This is a genomic window from Psychrobacillus sp. FSL K6-2843, assembly GCF_038626375.1.
In the GTDB taxonomy this organism is placed as follows: Bacteria; Bacillota; Bacilli; order Bacillales_A; family Planococcaceae; genus Psychrobacillus; species Psychrobacillus faecigallinarum.
Window position 1 is genome coordinate 3,953,039 of the sequence record NZ_CP152021.1, and the last position, 13,341, is coordinate 3,966,379.

Sequence of the window (13,341 nt, forward strand, 5' to 3'; positions counted from 1 at the left end):
CCTCCTTATTCTTAAAATAAACCTTAAATTTCTTTCAAAGTTACTAAGTGAGCTACTTTGCCAACCATTCCGCGGATAGCGGCGTTGTCTTGGTGCTCAACTGTTTGATGAAGTTTACGTAATCCAAGAGCTTCTGCTGTTTTGCGTTGATTTGGTTTTGCACCAATCAAGCTTTTAGTAAGGGTGATTTCTAATTTAGTTGCCATTGTAATTTCCCCCCTTATCCTAACAGTTCTTCTACTGATTTACCACGTAATTTAGCAACGTCCTCAGCACGTTTTAGTTGATTTAAACCTTGTACTGTAGCACGAACCATGTTAATTGGTGTGTTAGATCCAAGTGATTTCGAAAGAATATCAGTAATACCAGCTAATTCAAGAACCGCACGAACCGGTCCTCCAGCGATAACTCCAGTACCTGGTGCTGCTGGTTTAACTAGAATAGATCCAGCTCCAAAGCGACCAATTACTTGGTGAGGAGTAGTTCCGCCAACTCTTGGTACTTCAATTAGGTTTTTCTTCGCATCTTCAACTGCTTTACGGATAGCATCTGGAACCTCTTGAGCTTTCCCAGTACCAAATCCTACATGTCCGTTTTTGTCTCCAACTACTACTAATGCAGTAAAACGGAAACGACGTCCACCTTTTACAACTTTAGCAACACGATTAATTGTTACTACGCGTTCTTCAAGTTCAAGTTTGTTTGGGTCAATACCACGCATGAAATATGTCCCTCCTTCTTCTTAAAATTCTAAGCCGTTTTCACGTGCAGCTTCAGCTAACGCTTTAACACGTCCATGATATAAGTAACCGCCACGGTCGAATACAACAGATTTAATGTTCTTTTCAGTAGCGCGTTTAGCGATTGTTTCTCCGATCAATTTAGCAGCTTCAACGTTTCCAGCTGTGCCATTGAAATCTTTGTCCATAGTTGATGCACTTACGATTGTTACACCTTGTGCATCATCAATAAGTTGAGCGTATAAGTGTTTATTAGAACGGAATACATTTAAACGAGGACGTTCAGTAGTACCCGTGATTTTTGTACGAACACGTGCATGACGTTTCTTACGAACTTGATTTTTGTCTTGTTTCGTAATCACAGTAGTCACTCCTTTCTAATGCGCAATGCATTATTTACCTGTTTTACCTTCTTTGCGGCGTACAACTTCACCTTCATAGCGAATACCTTTACCTTTATAAGGCTCAGGTGGGCGAACTTGACGGATGTTAGATGCTAATGCACCAACGCGTTCTTTGTTAATACCGCGAACGATAACTTTTGTATTAGAAGGAACTTCAACTTCAAGTCCATCTTCAGGAGTGAATTCAACTGGATGAGAGTACCCTACGTTAAGTACAAGTTTCTTACCTTGTAATTGTGCACGGTAACCAACCCCAACTAATTCAAGTCCACGTGCAAATCCTTCAGAAACACCAGTAATCATGTTTGCTAATAAAGCACGAGTTGTGCCATGGATTGTACGGTGTTCTTTAGAATCTGAAGGACGAACTAAAGTAATAACATTACCTTCTTGTTCAATCTTGATATCTTGGTTAAAAGAATTTGTTAATTCACCTTTTGGTCCTTTAACGACTACTGAGTTATCAGCGCTAACTGTAACAGTAACGTTAGCAGGAACCTCTATTGGTTTTTTACCTACTCGAGACATTTTGTTGCACCTCCATTCGTTTGTTGATTATTACCAAACGTAAGCTACGATTTCTCCGCCAACTTGTTTAGCGCGAGCTTCTTTATCTGTTAATAAACCATTTGAAGTAGAAACTAAAGCAATTCCTAAACCGTTCAATACTTTAGGCACTTCGTTTGTTTTAGCGTAAACGCGTAGACCAGGTTTTGAAATACGTTTCAAACCAGTGATAACGCGCTCGTCGTTTTGACCATATTTTAAGAAGATACGGATGATTCCTTGTTTGCTATCTTCTACATATTCAACGTCACGGATGAAACCTTCGCGTTTTAAAATTTCAGCGATTTCCTTTTTCAAGTTTGAAGCAGGAATTTCTAATTTCTCGTGACGAACCATGTTAGCATTACGAATGCGTGTTAGCATATCTGCAATTGGATCTGACATTGTCATTACATTTACCTCCTTCCCAGTTATAGGGGATTACCAGCTTGCTTTTTTAACGCCAGGAATTTGTCCCTTGTATGCAAGTTCACGGAAACAAATACGGCAAAGCTTAAATTTACGATATACAGAGTGCGGACGTCCACAACGCTCACAGCGTGTGTATTCTTGCACTTTGAACTTTGGCGTACGTTGTTGTTTAACGATCATTGATTTTTTAGCCACGTTTTCGCCTCCCTTATTTTACTTTTGGAATGGCATACCGAACTGTGTTAATAACTCACGAGCTTCTTCGTCAGAGTTCGCAGTTGTTACAATTACGATGTCCATACCGCGTACTTTCGAAACTTTATCATAATCGATTTCAGGGAAGATTAATTGCTCTTTTACTCCTAAAGTGTAGTTACCGCGACCGTCAAATGCTTTTTTAGAAACACCACGGAAGTCACGTACACGTGGAAGAGAGATAGAGATTAATTTATCCAAAAAGTCATACATACGCTCTCCGCGTAATGTAACTTTTGCACCGATTGGCATACCTTCACGTAGACGGAATCCAGCGATCGATTTTTTAGCTTTCGTAACTACAGGTTTTTGACCTGAAATAATTTGTAATTCTTCAACAGCAGCATCAAGTGCTTTTGTATTAGATACAGCATCACCCACACCCATGTTGATAACAATTTTATCAACTTTAGGAACTTGCATTACTGAACTATATTCAAACTTGCTCATTAGAGCAGGAGAAACTTCCTTAAGATACTTTTCTTTTAGGCGGTTCATGTGTGTACCTCCTTTCTCTTTACTTATTTAATAATTTCACCAGATTTTTTCGCAACACGAACTTTTTTGCCATCTTCTACTTTATAACCTACGCGAGTCGGCTCGCCAGTTTTTGGGTCGATTAACATAACATTCGATACGTGAATTGCAGCCTCACGGCTCTCAATTCCTCCTTGCGGATTAGCTTGGTTTGGCTTCATGTGTTTTTTGATGATGTTGACACCTTCAACTAAAACACGGTCTTTCTTCGGATAAGCTGTAAGGATAACGCCTGTTTTCCCTTTGTCTTTACCCGAGATCACCATTACTTTGTCGCCTTTTTTAACATGCATTCTTGTCGCACCTCCTTGATTGGCACTTTCATGATAATTAAAGAACTTCTGGAGCTAAAGATACGATTTTCATGAAGTTGCTGTCACGTAGTTCACGCGCAACAGGTCCGAAAATACGAGTTCCACGCGGTCCTTTATCGTCTTTGATAATAACGCATGCATTCTCATCAAATTTGATATAAGTTCCGTCTTTACGGCGTACGCCGCTTTTAGTGCGAACGATAACTGCTTTAACTACGTCACCCTTCTTGACAACGCCACCTGGTGTTGCTTTCTTAACTGTACATACGACGATATCGCCGATATTAGCAGTCTTACGTCCAGTACCACCAAGTACTTTTATTGTTAAAACTTCACGTGCACCTGAGTTGTCTGCAACTTTCATACGAGTTTCTTGTTGGATCACTTAGGTTACCTCCCTCCGGAATTAATTATTTCCGAAATTTATTATTAGATAATAACCGCTTTTTCTACAACTTCCAGTAAACGGAAACGTTTTGTAGCTGATAGCGGACGAGTTTCCATGATACGGACGATATCGCCGATTTGGGCTTCGTTTTGCTCATCATGAGCCTTAAATTTCTTAGAATATTTTACACGCTTACCGTATAATTTGTGTTTTTTATGAGTCTCAACTAAAACAGTAATAGTTTTTTCCATTTTGTCAGAAACTACACGGCCAGTGTATACTTTGCGTTGATTACGCTCAGTCATGCCTGAAAACCTCCTTTATCAGTTGTTTGCACTGATTTCTCTTTCGCGAATCACAGTTTTCATACGTGCAATCGCCTTACGAACTTCACGAATGCGAGCTGTGTTTTCTAATTGACCAGTCGCCAATTGGAAGCGAAGGTTGAAAAGCTCTTCTTTCAGTGATTTTACCTTTTGTTCAATTTCTGCAGTAGTAAGTTCACGGATGTCATTAGCTTTCATTAGATTCACCACCAATTTCTTGACGTTTAACTATCTTACATTTAATAGGAAGCTTATGAGAAGCTAAGCGTAAAGCTTCGCGAGCTACCTCTTCAGATACGCCAGCAATTTCAAACATAATTTTCCCTGGTTTAACTACAGCTACCCAACCTTCAGGAGCACCTTTACCGGATCCCATACGAACCTCTAGAGGCTTTTTCGTATAAGGTTTATGTGGGAAGATTTTAATCCATACTTTACCGCCACGTTTCATGTAACGTGTCATTGCAATACGAGCTGATTCAATTTGACGACTTGTAATCCAGCTAGCTTCAGTTGCTTGTAAACCAAACTCACCGAATGCTATTTCTTTACCGCCTTTTGCTTCACCACGCATTTTCCCACGGTGTTCGCGACGATATTTAACGCGTTTAGGCATTAACATATTATTTGCCTCCTTCCTCAGAGTTCTTCTTAACTGGAAGGACTTCACCACGATAGATCCATACTTTAACGCCTAACTTACCGTAAGTAGTGTCAGCTTCAGCATGTGCATAATCGATATCTGCACGTAATGTATGAAGTGGTACAGTTCCTTCGCTGTAATGTTCAGCACGCGCAATGTCAGCGCCGCCTAAGCGTCCAGATACTTGAGTTTTAATACCTTTAGCGCCAGCACGCATTGTACGTTGAATTGCTTGTTTTTGAGCACGACGGAAAGATACGCGGCCTTCTAATTGGCGTGCAATACTTTCAGCTACTAATTTAGCATCAAGGTCAGCTCTTTTAATTTCTACGATGTTGATGTGTACACGCTTGCCAGTGATATCGTTCAGGTGTTTACGAAGTGCTTCGACTTCAGTACCACCTTTACCGATTACCATTCCTGGTTTCGCAGTGTGAATAGTGATGTTAACACGTTTAGCAGCACGTTCGATTTCTACAGTAGAAACTGAAGCATCTTTTAAACGAGTTTCAATATACTTACGAATTTTTAAATCTTCATGAAGTAAGTTTGCATAGTCTTTACCAGCGTACCATTTTGACTCCCAGTCACGAATGATCCCAACTCGCATTCCTATTGGATGAACTTTTTGACCCACGAATTATCCCTCCTTCTTCTCAGATACCACTACAGTAATGTGGCTTGTACGTTTGTTGATAGCACTTGCACGACCCATCGCACGTGGACGGAAACGTTTTAATGTTGGACCTTCATCAACAAATACTTCAGAAACAACTAGGTTGTTAATATCTAAATCATAATTGTGCTCAGCGTTTGCAATAGCAGATTTTAATACTTTCTCAACAACAGGAGATGCTGCTTTAGGAGTAAGTTGTAAAATTGCAACTGCTTCACCGACTTGCTTACCTCTGATTAAATCAACGACTAATCTTACCTTACGAGGAGCAATGCGCACTGTTTTAGCAATAGCTTTTGCTTGTGACATTTGAATGACCTCCTCTCAAATTAGCGTCTTGTTTTCTTATCATCTGCACCATGACTTTTATAAGCGCGTGTTGGTGCAAACTCGCCTAGTTTATGACCTACCATATCTTCAGTCACGTATACCGGTACATGTTTACGTCCGTCATATACTGCGATTGTTAATCCGATAAAAGTAGGGAAAATTGTTGAACGGCGAGACCAAGTCTTAATCACTTGTTTTTTCTCAGAGTCCTTTTGTGCATCGACCTTTTTCAATAAATGATCGTCTGCGAAAGGTCCTTTTTTCAAGCTACGACCCATGCTGAAACCTCCCTCTGTGATTGCACCACGGCTCGTTCTTTGAACCGTAGTAAAACCACTTTATTTTTTACGACGACGAATAATAAGTTTGTCGGATTTGTTTTTCTTGCTACGAGTTTTGTATCCAAGAGTTGGTTTACCCCATGGAGACATTGGAGACTTACGTCCGATTGGAGTACGTCCTTCACCACCACCGTGTGGATGGTCGTTAGGGTTCATTACAGATCCACGTACAGTTGGGCGTTTACCTAACCAACGATTACGACCTGCTTTACCGATGTTTACAAGTTCATGTTGTTCATTTCCTACTTCACCAACAGTAGCGCGGCAAACACCTAGGATTAAACGAACTTCACCAGATTGTAAACGTACGATAACGTACTTACCTTCTTTACCTAATAATTGAGCAGATGTACCAGCAGAACGAACTAACTGACCACCTTTACCAGGTTTCATTTCGATGTTATGGATAGTAGTACCCATTGGAATGTTTTGCAATGGAAGTGCGTTACCTACTTTAATATCAGCTTCTGGACCTGACACGATTGTCATTCCAACTTCTAAGCCTTTAGGAGCTAGGATATAACGTTTTTCCCCATCAGCATAATTTAGTAATGCGATGTTTGCAGAACGGTTTGGATCATATTCAATAGTAGCAACACGTGCTGGAATACCGTCTTTGTTTCGTTTGAAATCAATTACGCGGTATTGGCGTTTGTGTCCACCACCATGATGACGAACAGTAATTTTACCTTGATTGTTACGGCCGCCTTTACGCTTAACAGGAGCAAGAAGTGATTTCTCAGGCTTGTTCGTTGTGATTTCAGCGTAGTCAAGTGAAGTCATGTTACGACGTCCGTTTGTCGTTGGTTTATACTTTCTAATCGCCATTTTATTCCCTCCTTCTTGATTATTAATTCCTTGTTAAAGGATTAAATTTCGAATAACTCGATTTCTTTGCTGTCTGTAGTTAATGTAACAATCGCTTTACGACGTTTGTTAGTATAACCGCCAAATTTACCTACGCGTTTGAATTTACCTTTGTAGTTCATGATGTTAACTTTTTCAACATCTACTCCAAAGATTTCTTCAACTGCATATTTAACTTGTGTTTTGTTAGCGCGAGTGTCCACTTCGAAAGTGTACTTTTTATCTGCCATTACTTCAGAAGAACGCTCGGTAATGACCGGACGTTTAATAATATCACGTGCTTCCATTAACCAAGCACCTCCTCTACTTTTTCTACTGCAGCTTTAGTCATCACTAATTTATCGTGACCAACTAAATCTAATACGTTAATGCCTGTTGCAGACACAACTGTGATTCCAGGGATGTTACGAGCAGCTAATGCTACGTTTTCATCTAAATCAGCAGTTACTACTAACGCTTTTTTATTGATTGAAAGGTTAGATAACACTTTCACAAATTCTTTTGTTTTTGGAGCATCAAATGCTAACCCTTCAAGTACTACGATGCTTTCTTCACGCACTTTAGATGAAAGAGCTGAAAGAAGAGCTAAACGACGTACTTTCTTAGGTAATTTATAGCTATAGCTACGTGGAACTGGACCAAATACAGTACCACCGCCACGCCATTGTGGAGAGCGGATCGAACCTTGACGAGCACGACCTGTTCCTTTTTGCTTCCATGGTTTACGACCACCACCAGCTACTTCAGAACGATTTTTCACTTTGTGATTACCTTGACGAAGTGAAGCACGTTGAGAAATGATAGCTTCAAATAGCACAGATTCGTTTGGTTCAATTCCGAAAACTTTATCGTTTAACTCGATTTCCCCAACAGAAGATCCTGCTTGATTGAATAAAGATACTTTTGTCATTCCTGTTTCCTCCTTTCTTCAGAGAATTATTTCGATTTAATAGCAGCCTTAACAACTACTAATGATTTACGAGAACCAGGAACATTACCTTTTACTAATAATAGGTTACGTTCAGCATCCACTCTTACGATTTGTAAGTTTTGGATTGTTACTGTGTGTCCACCCATTTGACCAGGTAATTTCTTTTGTTTGAATACACGGTTCGGAGCAACTGGCCCCATTGAACCTGGACGACGGTGATAACGAGATCCATGGGCCATTGGTCCACGAGATTGTCCGTGGCGTTTAATAACACCTTGGAAACCTTTACCTTTAGTAATACCTGTTACATCAATTACATCGCCTTCTGCAAAACTTTCTACGTTGACTTCTTGACCAACCTCGTAATTAGCTGTATCCAAGCCGCGGAATTCGCGGATGAAGCGCTTAGGAGCGGTGCTAGCTTTAGCTACGTGTCCTTTAGCAGGTTTGTTAGAAAGCTTTTCGCGCTTATCTTCAAAACCTAACTGAATCGCTTCGTAACCGTCTGTTTCTGCAGTTTTCTTTTGAAGCACTACGTTTGGAGTAGCTTCAATAACTGTTACAGGGATTAAGTCACCGTTCTCAGCAAATACTTGCGTCATACCGATTTTTCTACCTAAGATTCCTTTGGTCATCCGTCACACCTCCTATAATAATTAGTTGTTTTTTATCTTTTACCATTAAAGTTTGATTTCAATATCAACGCCAGATGGTAAATCAAGCTTCATTAACGCATCAACAGTTTGTGGTGTTGGGTTAACGATATCGATAAGACGTTTATGCGTACGCATTTCGAATTGCTCACGAGAATCTTTATACTTATGAACAGCACGAAGAATCGTATACACAGATCTTTCAGTCGGAAGTGGAATCGGACCCGATACACTTGCACCTGAACGTTTAGCAGTTTCTACAATTTTCTCAGCAGATTGATCCAGGATTCTGTGATCATACGCTTTTAAACGAATACGAATTTTTTGTTTTGCCATTATTTTCCCTCCTTTTCGCCTATTTTCTAGACATTCTCCACGAAAATTTTCCGTACACTCGCCATGGCAAAGCGGCCGGGTGTGTCGGTAACCTCTCGTTTCATCGCAGTCAAAGACCAACATTCAACATTATATACAATAAAAAAAGAATATGCAAGTCTTTTTCTTGAATTCTTTTTATATGCTTCAACTATTTATATATTCATTTAAACTATGCGTTTTTTTAGCCGTTTTCTAGTATATAAAATTCTTATTTAAATTACAAATGAAATGAATGGTAGAAATTCCTCGGATAAGAAAAGTGATTGCTCTATTGTATCCCTCGATAATTATTGGGAAATGTCATCTATTATCTTGCCCTATATAAAAAGAGCCCCAGAGGAGCTCTTTCTCTTATAGTACATATACTACTGCAAGCCAGCCAAAAATGATTAACGGTATATTGTAGCAAATGAATGTCGGTACTACTGTATCCCAAATATGATTATGTTGTCCGTCAACGCTTAAACCAGCTGTTGGTCCAAGTGTGGAATCAGATGCCGGCGAACCCGCATCCCCCAATGCACCTGCAGTCCCTATTAAAGCTATAGTAGCTAAGGGGCTTAATCCTAACTCTAATGCTAAAGGAACAAAGATCGCTGCGATTATTGGAATGGTGGCAAAGGAAGAGCCAATTCCCAAAGTTACGATTAAACCAATTACTAACATAATTAACACAGCCAAGCTGACATTACCCTTTAATAATTCTGCAGATGCCTCTACTAAACTTTCTACATGACCAGTTGAACTGATGACAGCAGCAAATCCGTTTGCTGTAATCATAACAAACCCTACGAATGCCATCATACGCATACCTTCTGTTAATAGCTGGTCAGCTTCCTTCCATTTTAAAGCACCTGTTACATAAAGTATTGTGATTCCAGCTAGAGCCCCTGCTATCATTGAGTCGGTTGCGATTTGTGCATACAAAGCCGCAATCAACGAAATAATTGTGAAGAACACGCTGCTTTTTTTAACGTTTAGTTGTAATCCTTCTACTTTAACTTCTTCTTGACGGTATTGTCTTGGCTTTCTATATAAAACAAACGCCATAACAAGCCCTACAACCATTCCTAAGGCTGGTACTGCCATCGCGCGAGGAATATCCTCTAAAGCAACTGTAAGACCAGATAGCTCCATCTGTGTTGCCACAATTTGTTGATAAATCGCTCCGAACCCATATGGTAAGAACATATAAGGGGTAATTAACCCAAATGCCAAAATACATGCAATCAATCTACGATCTATTTGGAGCATATTTAATACTTTTAAAATAGGTGGAACTAATAATGGAATAAATGCGATATGAATCGGTATTAAGTTCTGCGAGAAAATAGCCATCATCAATAGCAATAAGAATACTAATACCTTAGCTAAACCTGTCTTTTGGGAATCCCCTTCCCTTCTGACAACCTTGAGAATTGCCGCCACTAATAACTCTGGTATGCCTGTCTTCGATATGGCAACCGCAAAGCCTCCTAAGAGCCCGTAGCTAAGCGCTATTGTTGCTCCTGCACCTAATCCTCCAGTAAACGCTTCTATCGTTTCTGTGACCGATAAGCCAGCTGTAAGCCCACCTACCAATGCACCTATGATTAATGAGAACACTACATTTATACGAAGTAAACTCAGAATTAACATAACAGCAACTGCTATCAATACTGCATTCATTTAAAACACTCACTTTCACACACTAGATTGCTAATATGATAGAAGTTTATAGTTAATCCATTTAAAAGTCAATAAGAAAAACTCTTTGTTGTAAAACAAAGAGTTTTCTGTATACAGACTATAGTGATTCATTGACTACTTTTTTATAGTATCCGACCGTAAGGATAGCAAATACAGAGTAAAGAATAATATAGACTCCCATCGTAATGAGTAAAGGAGCTACTAGTTCTGTACCAAATAGCATCCAGCCCGATTTAACAGCAAAATAGCTATGCGCTAAACCAATGATTAATGGAAATCCAAAGTTGAATAATTGCTTTCGATAGATTCCTCTCATTAGTTCATTTGTTGTAAATCCGATTTTACGAAGAATGGTATAAGATTCTCTTTCTTCATCGGCCTCCGACATTTGTTTGAAGTATAAAATACTACCTGTAGTCACTAGGAAGGCTAATCCAAGAAAACCTGTAATAAATATAACTAGACCAAACATATCTAGCGTAGAAGAGCGATACATTTCCTGCGAGTCAACCTGAAAGTGTTCACTGTAACCATCACTATTTGCTGCTTCATTATAACCGTCATTCGTAGTAGACTCGTAAATATACTGTGCTTCTTTTTGATTGGAGGAATCTTTTATATTAATGCCTACTTGTTTTTCCCAAATAGTATTTTGACCAATTATACTATCCTTAGCGAGCTGTTCAAACTGCTGATCCGTTACTATAAAAGATACTCCTGCACCCGTAAGTTTATAAACAAGAGGTGACTCTTCCTTGACTTCTTTTATATGTAAAGAGATATCACCTTCAGAAGTCGTTATGCTTACCGGTTTATCACTCTCTATCTTTACAATTTCAGACATCATACTACTATAGCCACTCACATAGCCCTCACCCTCCTCCAAAGAAAGCTGTGGCCACATTTTTTGTGCATCACTAAGTTTCAGCAGTTGATAGAATCCTTTGGCATTCATCTCCATACCAGCTGGAATGCCTGCTTCGTAGAGCTCAGCAGTCTCCACTTCTGCATTCAGTAGATCGATTTCGGTTTTATTATAACTAATTCCCTTGTTATCTAGTTCCTCTAAAAATGCTTCACCATGTTCATTTAACAATATAAAATCAAAAGGAACATTCCGTTCTGCCATAGAACCTGCAGAATAGTAGGAGATATAAGATAAACAAAGTATTGCTAAAGCAGTTGCCGATATAACAGTAATTGTCGTTAAGGACATCGCATTTGCTTTCATTCTGTGCATGATTGGTGTTAATGAAAGAACATCTTCAATTGATAAATGTCCTTTTTTTCGCTTTCTTGCTAAGTTCATAAGAAATGCAACTGAAAAACGGAAGACTAAGAATGTACCAAAAATGGTCGAACCTAAGATCGATAGCATTTTAATTAGTAGCATATTTGCGTTCTCCGAATATACCTCAAACAAGGAGGTAGATAAGTAGTAACCATATCCAATCATTAATAATCCTAAAAGTCCAAGGAACATTTGGAAACCACTAAATTTCTTTATTTTCTCCTCTGCAATAGCGGTAGAATGGAAAAGCGTTATTAAAGAAACTCTTCTAATAGTAAACGTCGTTTGTATCAGGACTACTATGAGCAACACTAAAAATACTAAAACTGTCATTTGTAAAGCCTCTACTGAAAAGGTAAGGTCTACTAAAACATCCTTTTCCAGCACCTTCAATAAAATCATTGCAAATATCCGAGACGTTAGGAATCCAATGATTACCCCTAAACTAAGAGCACCAATCCAAAGTATTGTGTTTTCCAATGCTAACAATCTTGTTACTAAACTTTTCGACATACCAATAAGCTGATATAAACCTATTTCCTTACTTCTTCTCTTCATAAATAAGCGATTAGCATATAAAACAAAGAAAACAACTACAAATAACAACAAGTAAGAAGCGGCCTTTAAACCTGCAGTAACTTTAACGCCTACCGATATTTCCACTATGCTTGGATTATATTGAAGCGTGACGAAAGAAAAATAAAGTGTGACACTAAAGATTAAAGCAAAGAAGTATAAGTAGTAATGCTTAATATTCTTTTTCATACTACGGAAAACTAGCTGACTAAGCGTCATAACCATCACCACCAAGCACACCTTGCGTATTCATAATCTCCTGAAAGAACTGTCCGCGATTATTTTCCCCTTTGTATAGTTCTGTATATAGCTGGCCATCCTTTAAAAACAATACACGCGAGCAAAAACTTGCTGCCACCGGATCATGTGTTACCATCATAATAGTAACTTTCTTATCCTTATTAATTTTTTCCATGTTAGTAAGTAATGCGCTTGCTGCTTTAGAATCTAGTGCCCCTGTAGGTTCATCCGCAAATACAATGGTTGGATTCCCAATTAAAGCTCTTCCCGCAGAAGTTCTTTGTTTTTGCCCCCCTGAAATCTCATTTGGATACTTATGAATAATATCTTCTATTCCTAGAGTCCTTATAATTTCTTGAAAACGATCTTCAGCCTCTTTTTTCGTTACCTTACTAATCGATAAAGGGAGCAGAATATTTTCTTTTACAGTTAGCGTATCCAATAAATTATAATCTTGAAAAATGAAACCTAATTGTTCTCTTCTAAAATTAGATAACTGTTTTTCCTTCATTCTACGCAAGTTATTTCCTGCTATTTCAATAACCCCTTCTGTCGCTTGATCTATAGAAGCTAGTACATTAAGAAGCGTAGTTTTTCCAGAACCGGATGGTCCCATTATTCCTACAAACTCACCTTCTTGAACCTCTAAATCAATTCCCTTTAAAACTTCCTGCGCTGTAGATTTTTTTCCATATACTTTTTTTATTTTACGACCGCTTAATATGATCATGGATTTTCCTCCTATACCTTATTAACCTTATTTTAAAATGTTTTCTTCCTTTAA

General features: G+C 38.8%; 23 protein-coding genes. All 23 read right to left on the bottom strand.

Features of this window, described 5'->3' with window-relative positions:
- Positions 1–23: 23 nt before the first annotated feature.
- The 23 genes from rpmD to MKY94_RS20370 all read right to left on the bottom strand — a co-directional run bounded on the left by rpmD (position 24) and on the right by MKY94_RS20370 (position 13,287).
- Complete coding sequence (gene rpmD, locus MKY94_RS20260) at positions 24–206, bottom strand: 50S ribosomal protein L30 (RefSeq protein WP_144541003.1); 183 nt, start codon at positions 204–206, stop codon at positions 24–26.
- Between the two features lie 14 nt (positions 207–220).
- Positions 221–721, bottom strand: a complete 501-nt coding sequence (gene rpsE / locus MKY94_RS20265) for a 30S ribosomal protein S5 (protein WP_144541001.1) — start codon at positions 719–721, stop codon at positions 221–223.
- A 21-nt stretch (positions 722–742) separates the two neighbouring features.
- Positions 743–1,102, bottom strand: a complete 360-nt coding sequence (gene rplR, locus MKY94_RS20270; RefSeq protein ID WP_144540999.1) for a 50S ribosomal protein L18 — start codon at positions 1,100–1,102, stop codon at positions 743–745.
- Positions 1,103–1,132: 30 nt separating this feature from the next.
- On the bottom strand, positions 1,133–1,672 hold the full coding sequence (rplF, locus tag MKY94_RS20275) for a 50S ribosomal protein L6 (RefSeq protein WP_144540997.1): 540 nt from the start codon (positions 1,670–1,672) through the stop codon (positions 1,133–1,135).
- A 30-nt stretch (positions 1,673–1,702) separates the two neighbouring features.
- Positions 1,703–2,101 (bottom strand): 30S ribosomal protein S8, encoded by a 399-nt coding sequence (gene rpsH / locus MKY94_RS20280; protein ID WP_144540995.1) that lies wholly within the window; start codon positions 2,099–2,101, stop codon positions 1,703–1,705.
- 30 nt (positions 2,102–2,131) lie between these two features.
- Positions 2,132–2,317, bottom strand: coding sequence for a 30S ribosomal protein S14 (gene rpsN, locus MKY94_RS20285; protein WP_053591330.1), 186 nt, complete (start codon positions 2,315–2,317; stop codon positions 2,132–2,134).
- Positions 2,318–2,335: 18 nt separating this feature from the next.
- The gene (gene rplE / locus MKY94_RS20290) at positions 2,336–2,875 is read right to left on the bottom strand and encodes a 50S ribosomal protein L5 (RefSeq protein ID WP_144540993.1); all 540 of its coding nucleotides are present in this window, start codon (positions 2,873–2,875) and stop codon (positions 2,336–2,338) included.
- A 23-nt stretch (positions 2,876–2,898) separates the two neighbouring features.
- Positions 2,899–3,207 carry a 50S ribosomal protein L24 gene (gene rplX / locus MKY94_RS20295; protein ID WP_144540991.1) on the bottom strand — a complete coding sequence of 103 codons (309 nt, stop codon included), beginning with the start codon at positions 3,205–3,207 and terminating at the stop codon, positions 2,899–2,901.
- 37 nt (positions 3,208–3,244) lie between these two features.
- Positions 3,245–3,613 carry a 50S ribosomal protein L14 gene (rplN, locus tag MKY94_RS20300; RefSeq protein WP_053591327.1) on the bottom strand — a complete coding sequence of 123 codons (369 nt, stop codon included), beginning with the start codon at positions 3,611–3,613 and terminating at the stop codon, positions 3,245–3,247.
- 44 nt (positions 3,614–3,657) lie between these two features.
- A complete protein-coding gene (rpsQ, locus tag MKY94_RS20305) occupies positions 3,658–3,921 on the bottom strand; it encodes a 30S ribosomal protein S17 (RefSeq protein WP_144540989.1) in 264 nt (87 codons plus the stop codon).
- Positions 3,922–3,939: 18 nt separating this feature from the next.
- Complete coding sequence (gene rpmC / locus MKY94_RS20310; RefSeq protein WP_053591325.1) at positions 3,940–4,140, bottom strand: 50S ribosomal protein L29; 201 nt, start codon at positions 4,138–4,140, stop codon at positions 3,940–3,942.
- Positions 4,130–4,564, bottom strand: coding sequence for a 50S ribosomal protein L16 (rplP, locus tag MKY94_RS20315; protein ID WP_144540987.1), 435 nt, complete (start codon positions 4,562–4,564; stop codon positions 4,130–4,132). The genes rpmC and rplP overlap by 11 nt, the downstream gene beginning before the upstream one ends.
- Before the next feature lies 1 nt (position 4,565).
- Positions 4,566–5,222 carry a 30S ribosomal protein S3 gene (rpsC, locus tag MKY94_RS20320; RefSeq protein ID WP_144540985.1) on the bottom strand — a complete coding sequence of 219 codons (657 nt, stop codon included), beginning with the start codon at positions 5,220–5,222 and terminating at the stop codon, positions 4,566–4,568.
- 3 nt (positions 5,223–5,225) lie between these two features.
- The gene (rplV, locus tag MKY94_RS20325; RefSeq protein ID WP_144540983.1) at positions 5,226–5,570 is read right to left on the bottom strand and encodes a 50S ribosomal protein L22; all 345 of its coding nucleotides are present in this window, start codon (positions 5,568–5,570) and stop codon (positions 5,226–5,228) included.
- A gap of 20 nt (positions 5,571–5,590) precedes the next feature.
- A complete protein-coding gene (rpsS, locus tag MKY94_RS20330) occupies positions 5,591–5,869 on the bottom strand; it encodes a 30S ribosomal protein S19 (protein ID WP_090567829.1) in 279 nt (92 codons plus the stop codon).
- A 60-nt stretch (positions 5,870–5,929) separates the two neighbouring features.
- Positions 5,930–6,760, bottom strand: coding sequence for a 50S ribosomal protein L2 (gene rplB, locus MKY94_RS20335; RefSeq protein WP_144540982.1), 831 nt, complete (start codon positions 6,758–6,760; stop codon positions 5,930–5,932).
- Between the two features lie 41 nt (positions 6,761–6,801).
- Positions 6,802–7,086 carry a 50S ribosomal protein L23 gene (gene rplW / locus MKY94_RS20340; protein ID WP_144540980.1) on the bottom strand — a complete coding sequence of 95 codons (285 nt, stop codon included), beginning with the start codon at positions 7,084–7,086 and terminating at the stop codon, positions 6,802–6,804.
- Positions 7,086–7,709: a 50S ribosomal protein L4 gene (gene rplD, locus MKY94_RS20345; RefSeq protein ID WP_144540978.1), complete on the bottom strand. Its 624-nt coding sequence runs from the start codon at positions 7,707–7,709 to the stop codon at positions 7,086–7,088. Before rplD ends, rplW begins: the two co-directional genes overlap by 1 nt.
- Before the next feature lie 26 nt (positions 7,710–7,735).
- Positions 7,736–8,365 carry a 50S ribosomal protein L3 gene (rplC, locus tag MKY94_RS20350; RefSeq protein ID WP_144540976.1) on the bottom strand — a complete coding sequence of 210 codons (630 nt, stop codon included), beginning with the start codon at positions 8,363–8,365 and terminating at the stop codon, positions 7,736–7,738.
- 45 nt (positions 8,366–8,410) lie between these two features.
- Entirely contained in the window at positions 8,411–8,719 is a 309-nt protein-coding gene (gene rpsJ, locus MKY94_RS20355) for a 30S ribosomal protein S10 (RefSeq protein ID WP_042478628.1), read from the bottom strand.
- 393 nt (positions 8,720–9,112) lie between these two features.
- Positions 9,113–10,429, bottom strand: coding sequence for a Na+/H+ antiporter NhaC family protein (locus MKY94_RS20360; RefSeq protein WP_151112050.1), 1,317 nt, complete (start codon positions 10,427–10,429; stop codon positions 9,113–9,115).
- A 118-nt stretch (positions 10,430–10,547) separates the two neighbouring features.
- Complete coding sequence (locus MKY94_RS20365; protein WP_191697393.1) at positions 10,548–12,536, bottom strand: FtsX-like permease family protein; 1,989 nt, start codon at positions 12,534–12,536, stop codon at positions 10,548–10,550.
- The gene (locus tag MKY94_RS20370; RefSeq protein ID WP_144540970.1) at positions 12,526–13,287 is read right to left on the bottom strand and encodes an ABC transporter ATP-binding protein; all 762 of its coding nucleotides are present in this window, start codon (positions 13,285–13,287) and stop codon (positions 12,526–12,528) included. The genes MKY94_RS20365 and MKY94_RS20370 overlap by 11 nt, the downstream gene beginning before the upstream one ends.
- Between the last annotated feature and the right edge of the window lie 54 nt (positions 13,288–13,341).

What these genes read in the sequence shown, in the direction of transcription:
- rpmD (WP_144541003.1), bottom strand. Translation starts at nt 206, where the DNA reads ATGGCAACTAAATTAGAAATCACCCTTACTAAAAGCTTGATTGGTGCA.
- rpsE (WP_144541001.1), bottom strand. Translation starts at nt 721, where the DNA reads ATGCGTGGTATTGACCCAAACAAACTTGAACTTGAAGAACGCGTAGTA.
- rplF (WP_144540997.1), bottom strand. Translation starts at nt 1,672, where the DNA reads ATGTCTCGAGTAGGTAAAAAACCAATAGAGGTTCCTGCTAACGTTACT.
- rpsH (WP_144540995.1), bottom strand. Translation starts at nt 2,101, where the DNA reads ATGACAATGTCAGATCCAATTGCAGATATGCTAACACGCATTCGTAAT.
- rplE (WP_144540993.1), bottom strand. Translation starts at nt 2,875, where the DNA reads ATGAACCGCCTAAAAGAAAAGTATCTTAAGGAAGTTTCTCCTGCTCTA.
- rplX (WP_144540991.1), bottom strand. Translation starts at nt 3,207, where the DNA reads ATGCATGTTAAAAAAGGCGACAAAGTAATGGTGATCTCGGGTAAAGAC.
- rpsQ (WP_144540989.1), bottom strand. Translation starts at nt 3,921, where the DNA reads ATGACTGAGCGTAATCAACGCAAAGTATACACTGGCCGTGTAGTTTCT.
- rpmC (WP_053591325.1), bottom strand. Translation starts at nt 4,140, where the DNA reads ATGAAAGCTAATGACATCCGTGAACTTACTACTGCAGAAATTGAACAA.
- rplP (WP_144540987.1), bottom strand. Translation starts at nt 4,564, where the DNA reads ATGTTAATGCCTAAACGCGTTAAATATCGTCGCGAACACCGTGGGAAA.
- rplV (WP_144540983.1), bottom strand. Translation starts at nt 5,570, where the DNA reads ATGTCACAAGCAAAAGCTATTGCTAAAACAGTGCGCATTGCTCCTCGT.
- rpsS (WP_090567829.1), bottom strand. Translation starts at nt 5,869, where the DNA reads ATGGGTCGTAGCTTGAAAAAAGGACCTTTCGCAGACGATCATTTATTG.
- rplB (WP_144540982.1), bottom strand. Translation starts at nt 6,760, where the DNA reads ATGGCGATTAGAAAGTATAAACCAACGACAAACGGACGTCGTAACATG.
- rplW (WP_144540980.1), bottom strand. Translation starts at nt 7,086, where the DNA reads ATGGAAGCACGTGATATTATTAAACGTCCGGTCATTACCGAGCGTTCT.
- rplD (WP_144540978.1), bottom strand. Translation starts at nt 7,709, where the DNA reads ATGACAAAAGTATCTTTATTCAATCAAGCAGGATCTTCTGTTGGGGAA.
- rplC (WP_144540976.1), bottom strand. Translation starts at nt 8,365, where the DNA reads ATGACCAAAGGAATCTTAGGTAGAAAAATCGGTATGACGCAAGTATTT.
- rpsJ (WP_042478628.1), bottom strand. Translation starts at nt 8,719, where the DNA reads ATGGCAAAACAAAAAATTCGTATTCGTTTAAAAGCGTATGATCACAGA.
- MKY94_RS20360 (WP_151112050.1), bottom strand. Translation starts at nt 10,429, where the DNA reads ATGAATGCAGTATTGATAGCAGTTGCTGTTATGTTAATTCTGAGTTTA.
- MKY94_RS20365 (WP_191697393.1), bottom strand. Translation starts at nt 12,536, where the DNA reads ATGACGCTTAGTCAGCTAGTTTTCCGTAGTATGAAAAAGAATATTAAG.
- MKY94_RS20370 (WP_144540970.1), bottom strand. Translation starts at nt 13,287, where the DNA reads ATGATCATATTAAGCGGTCGTAAAATAAAAAAAGTATATGGAAAAAAA.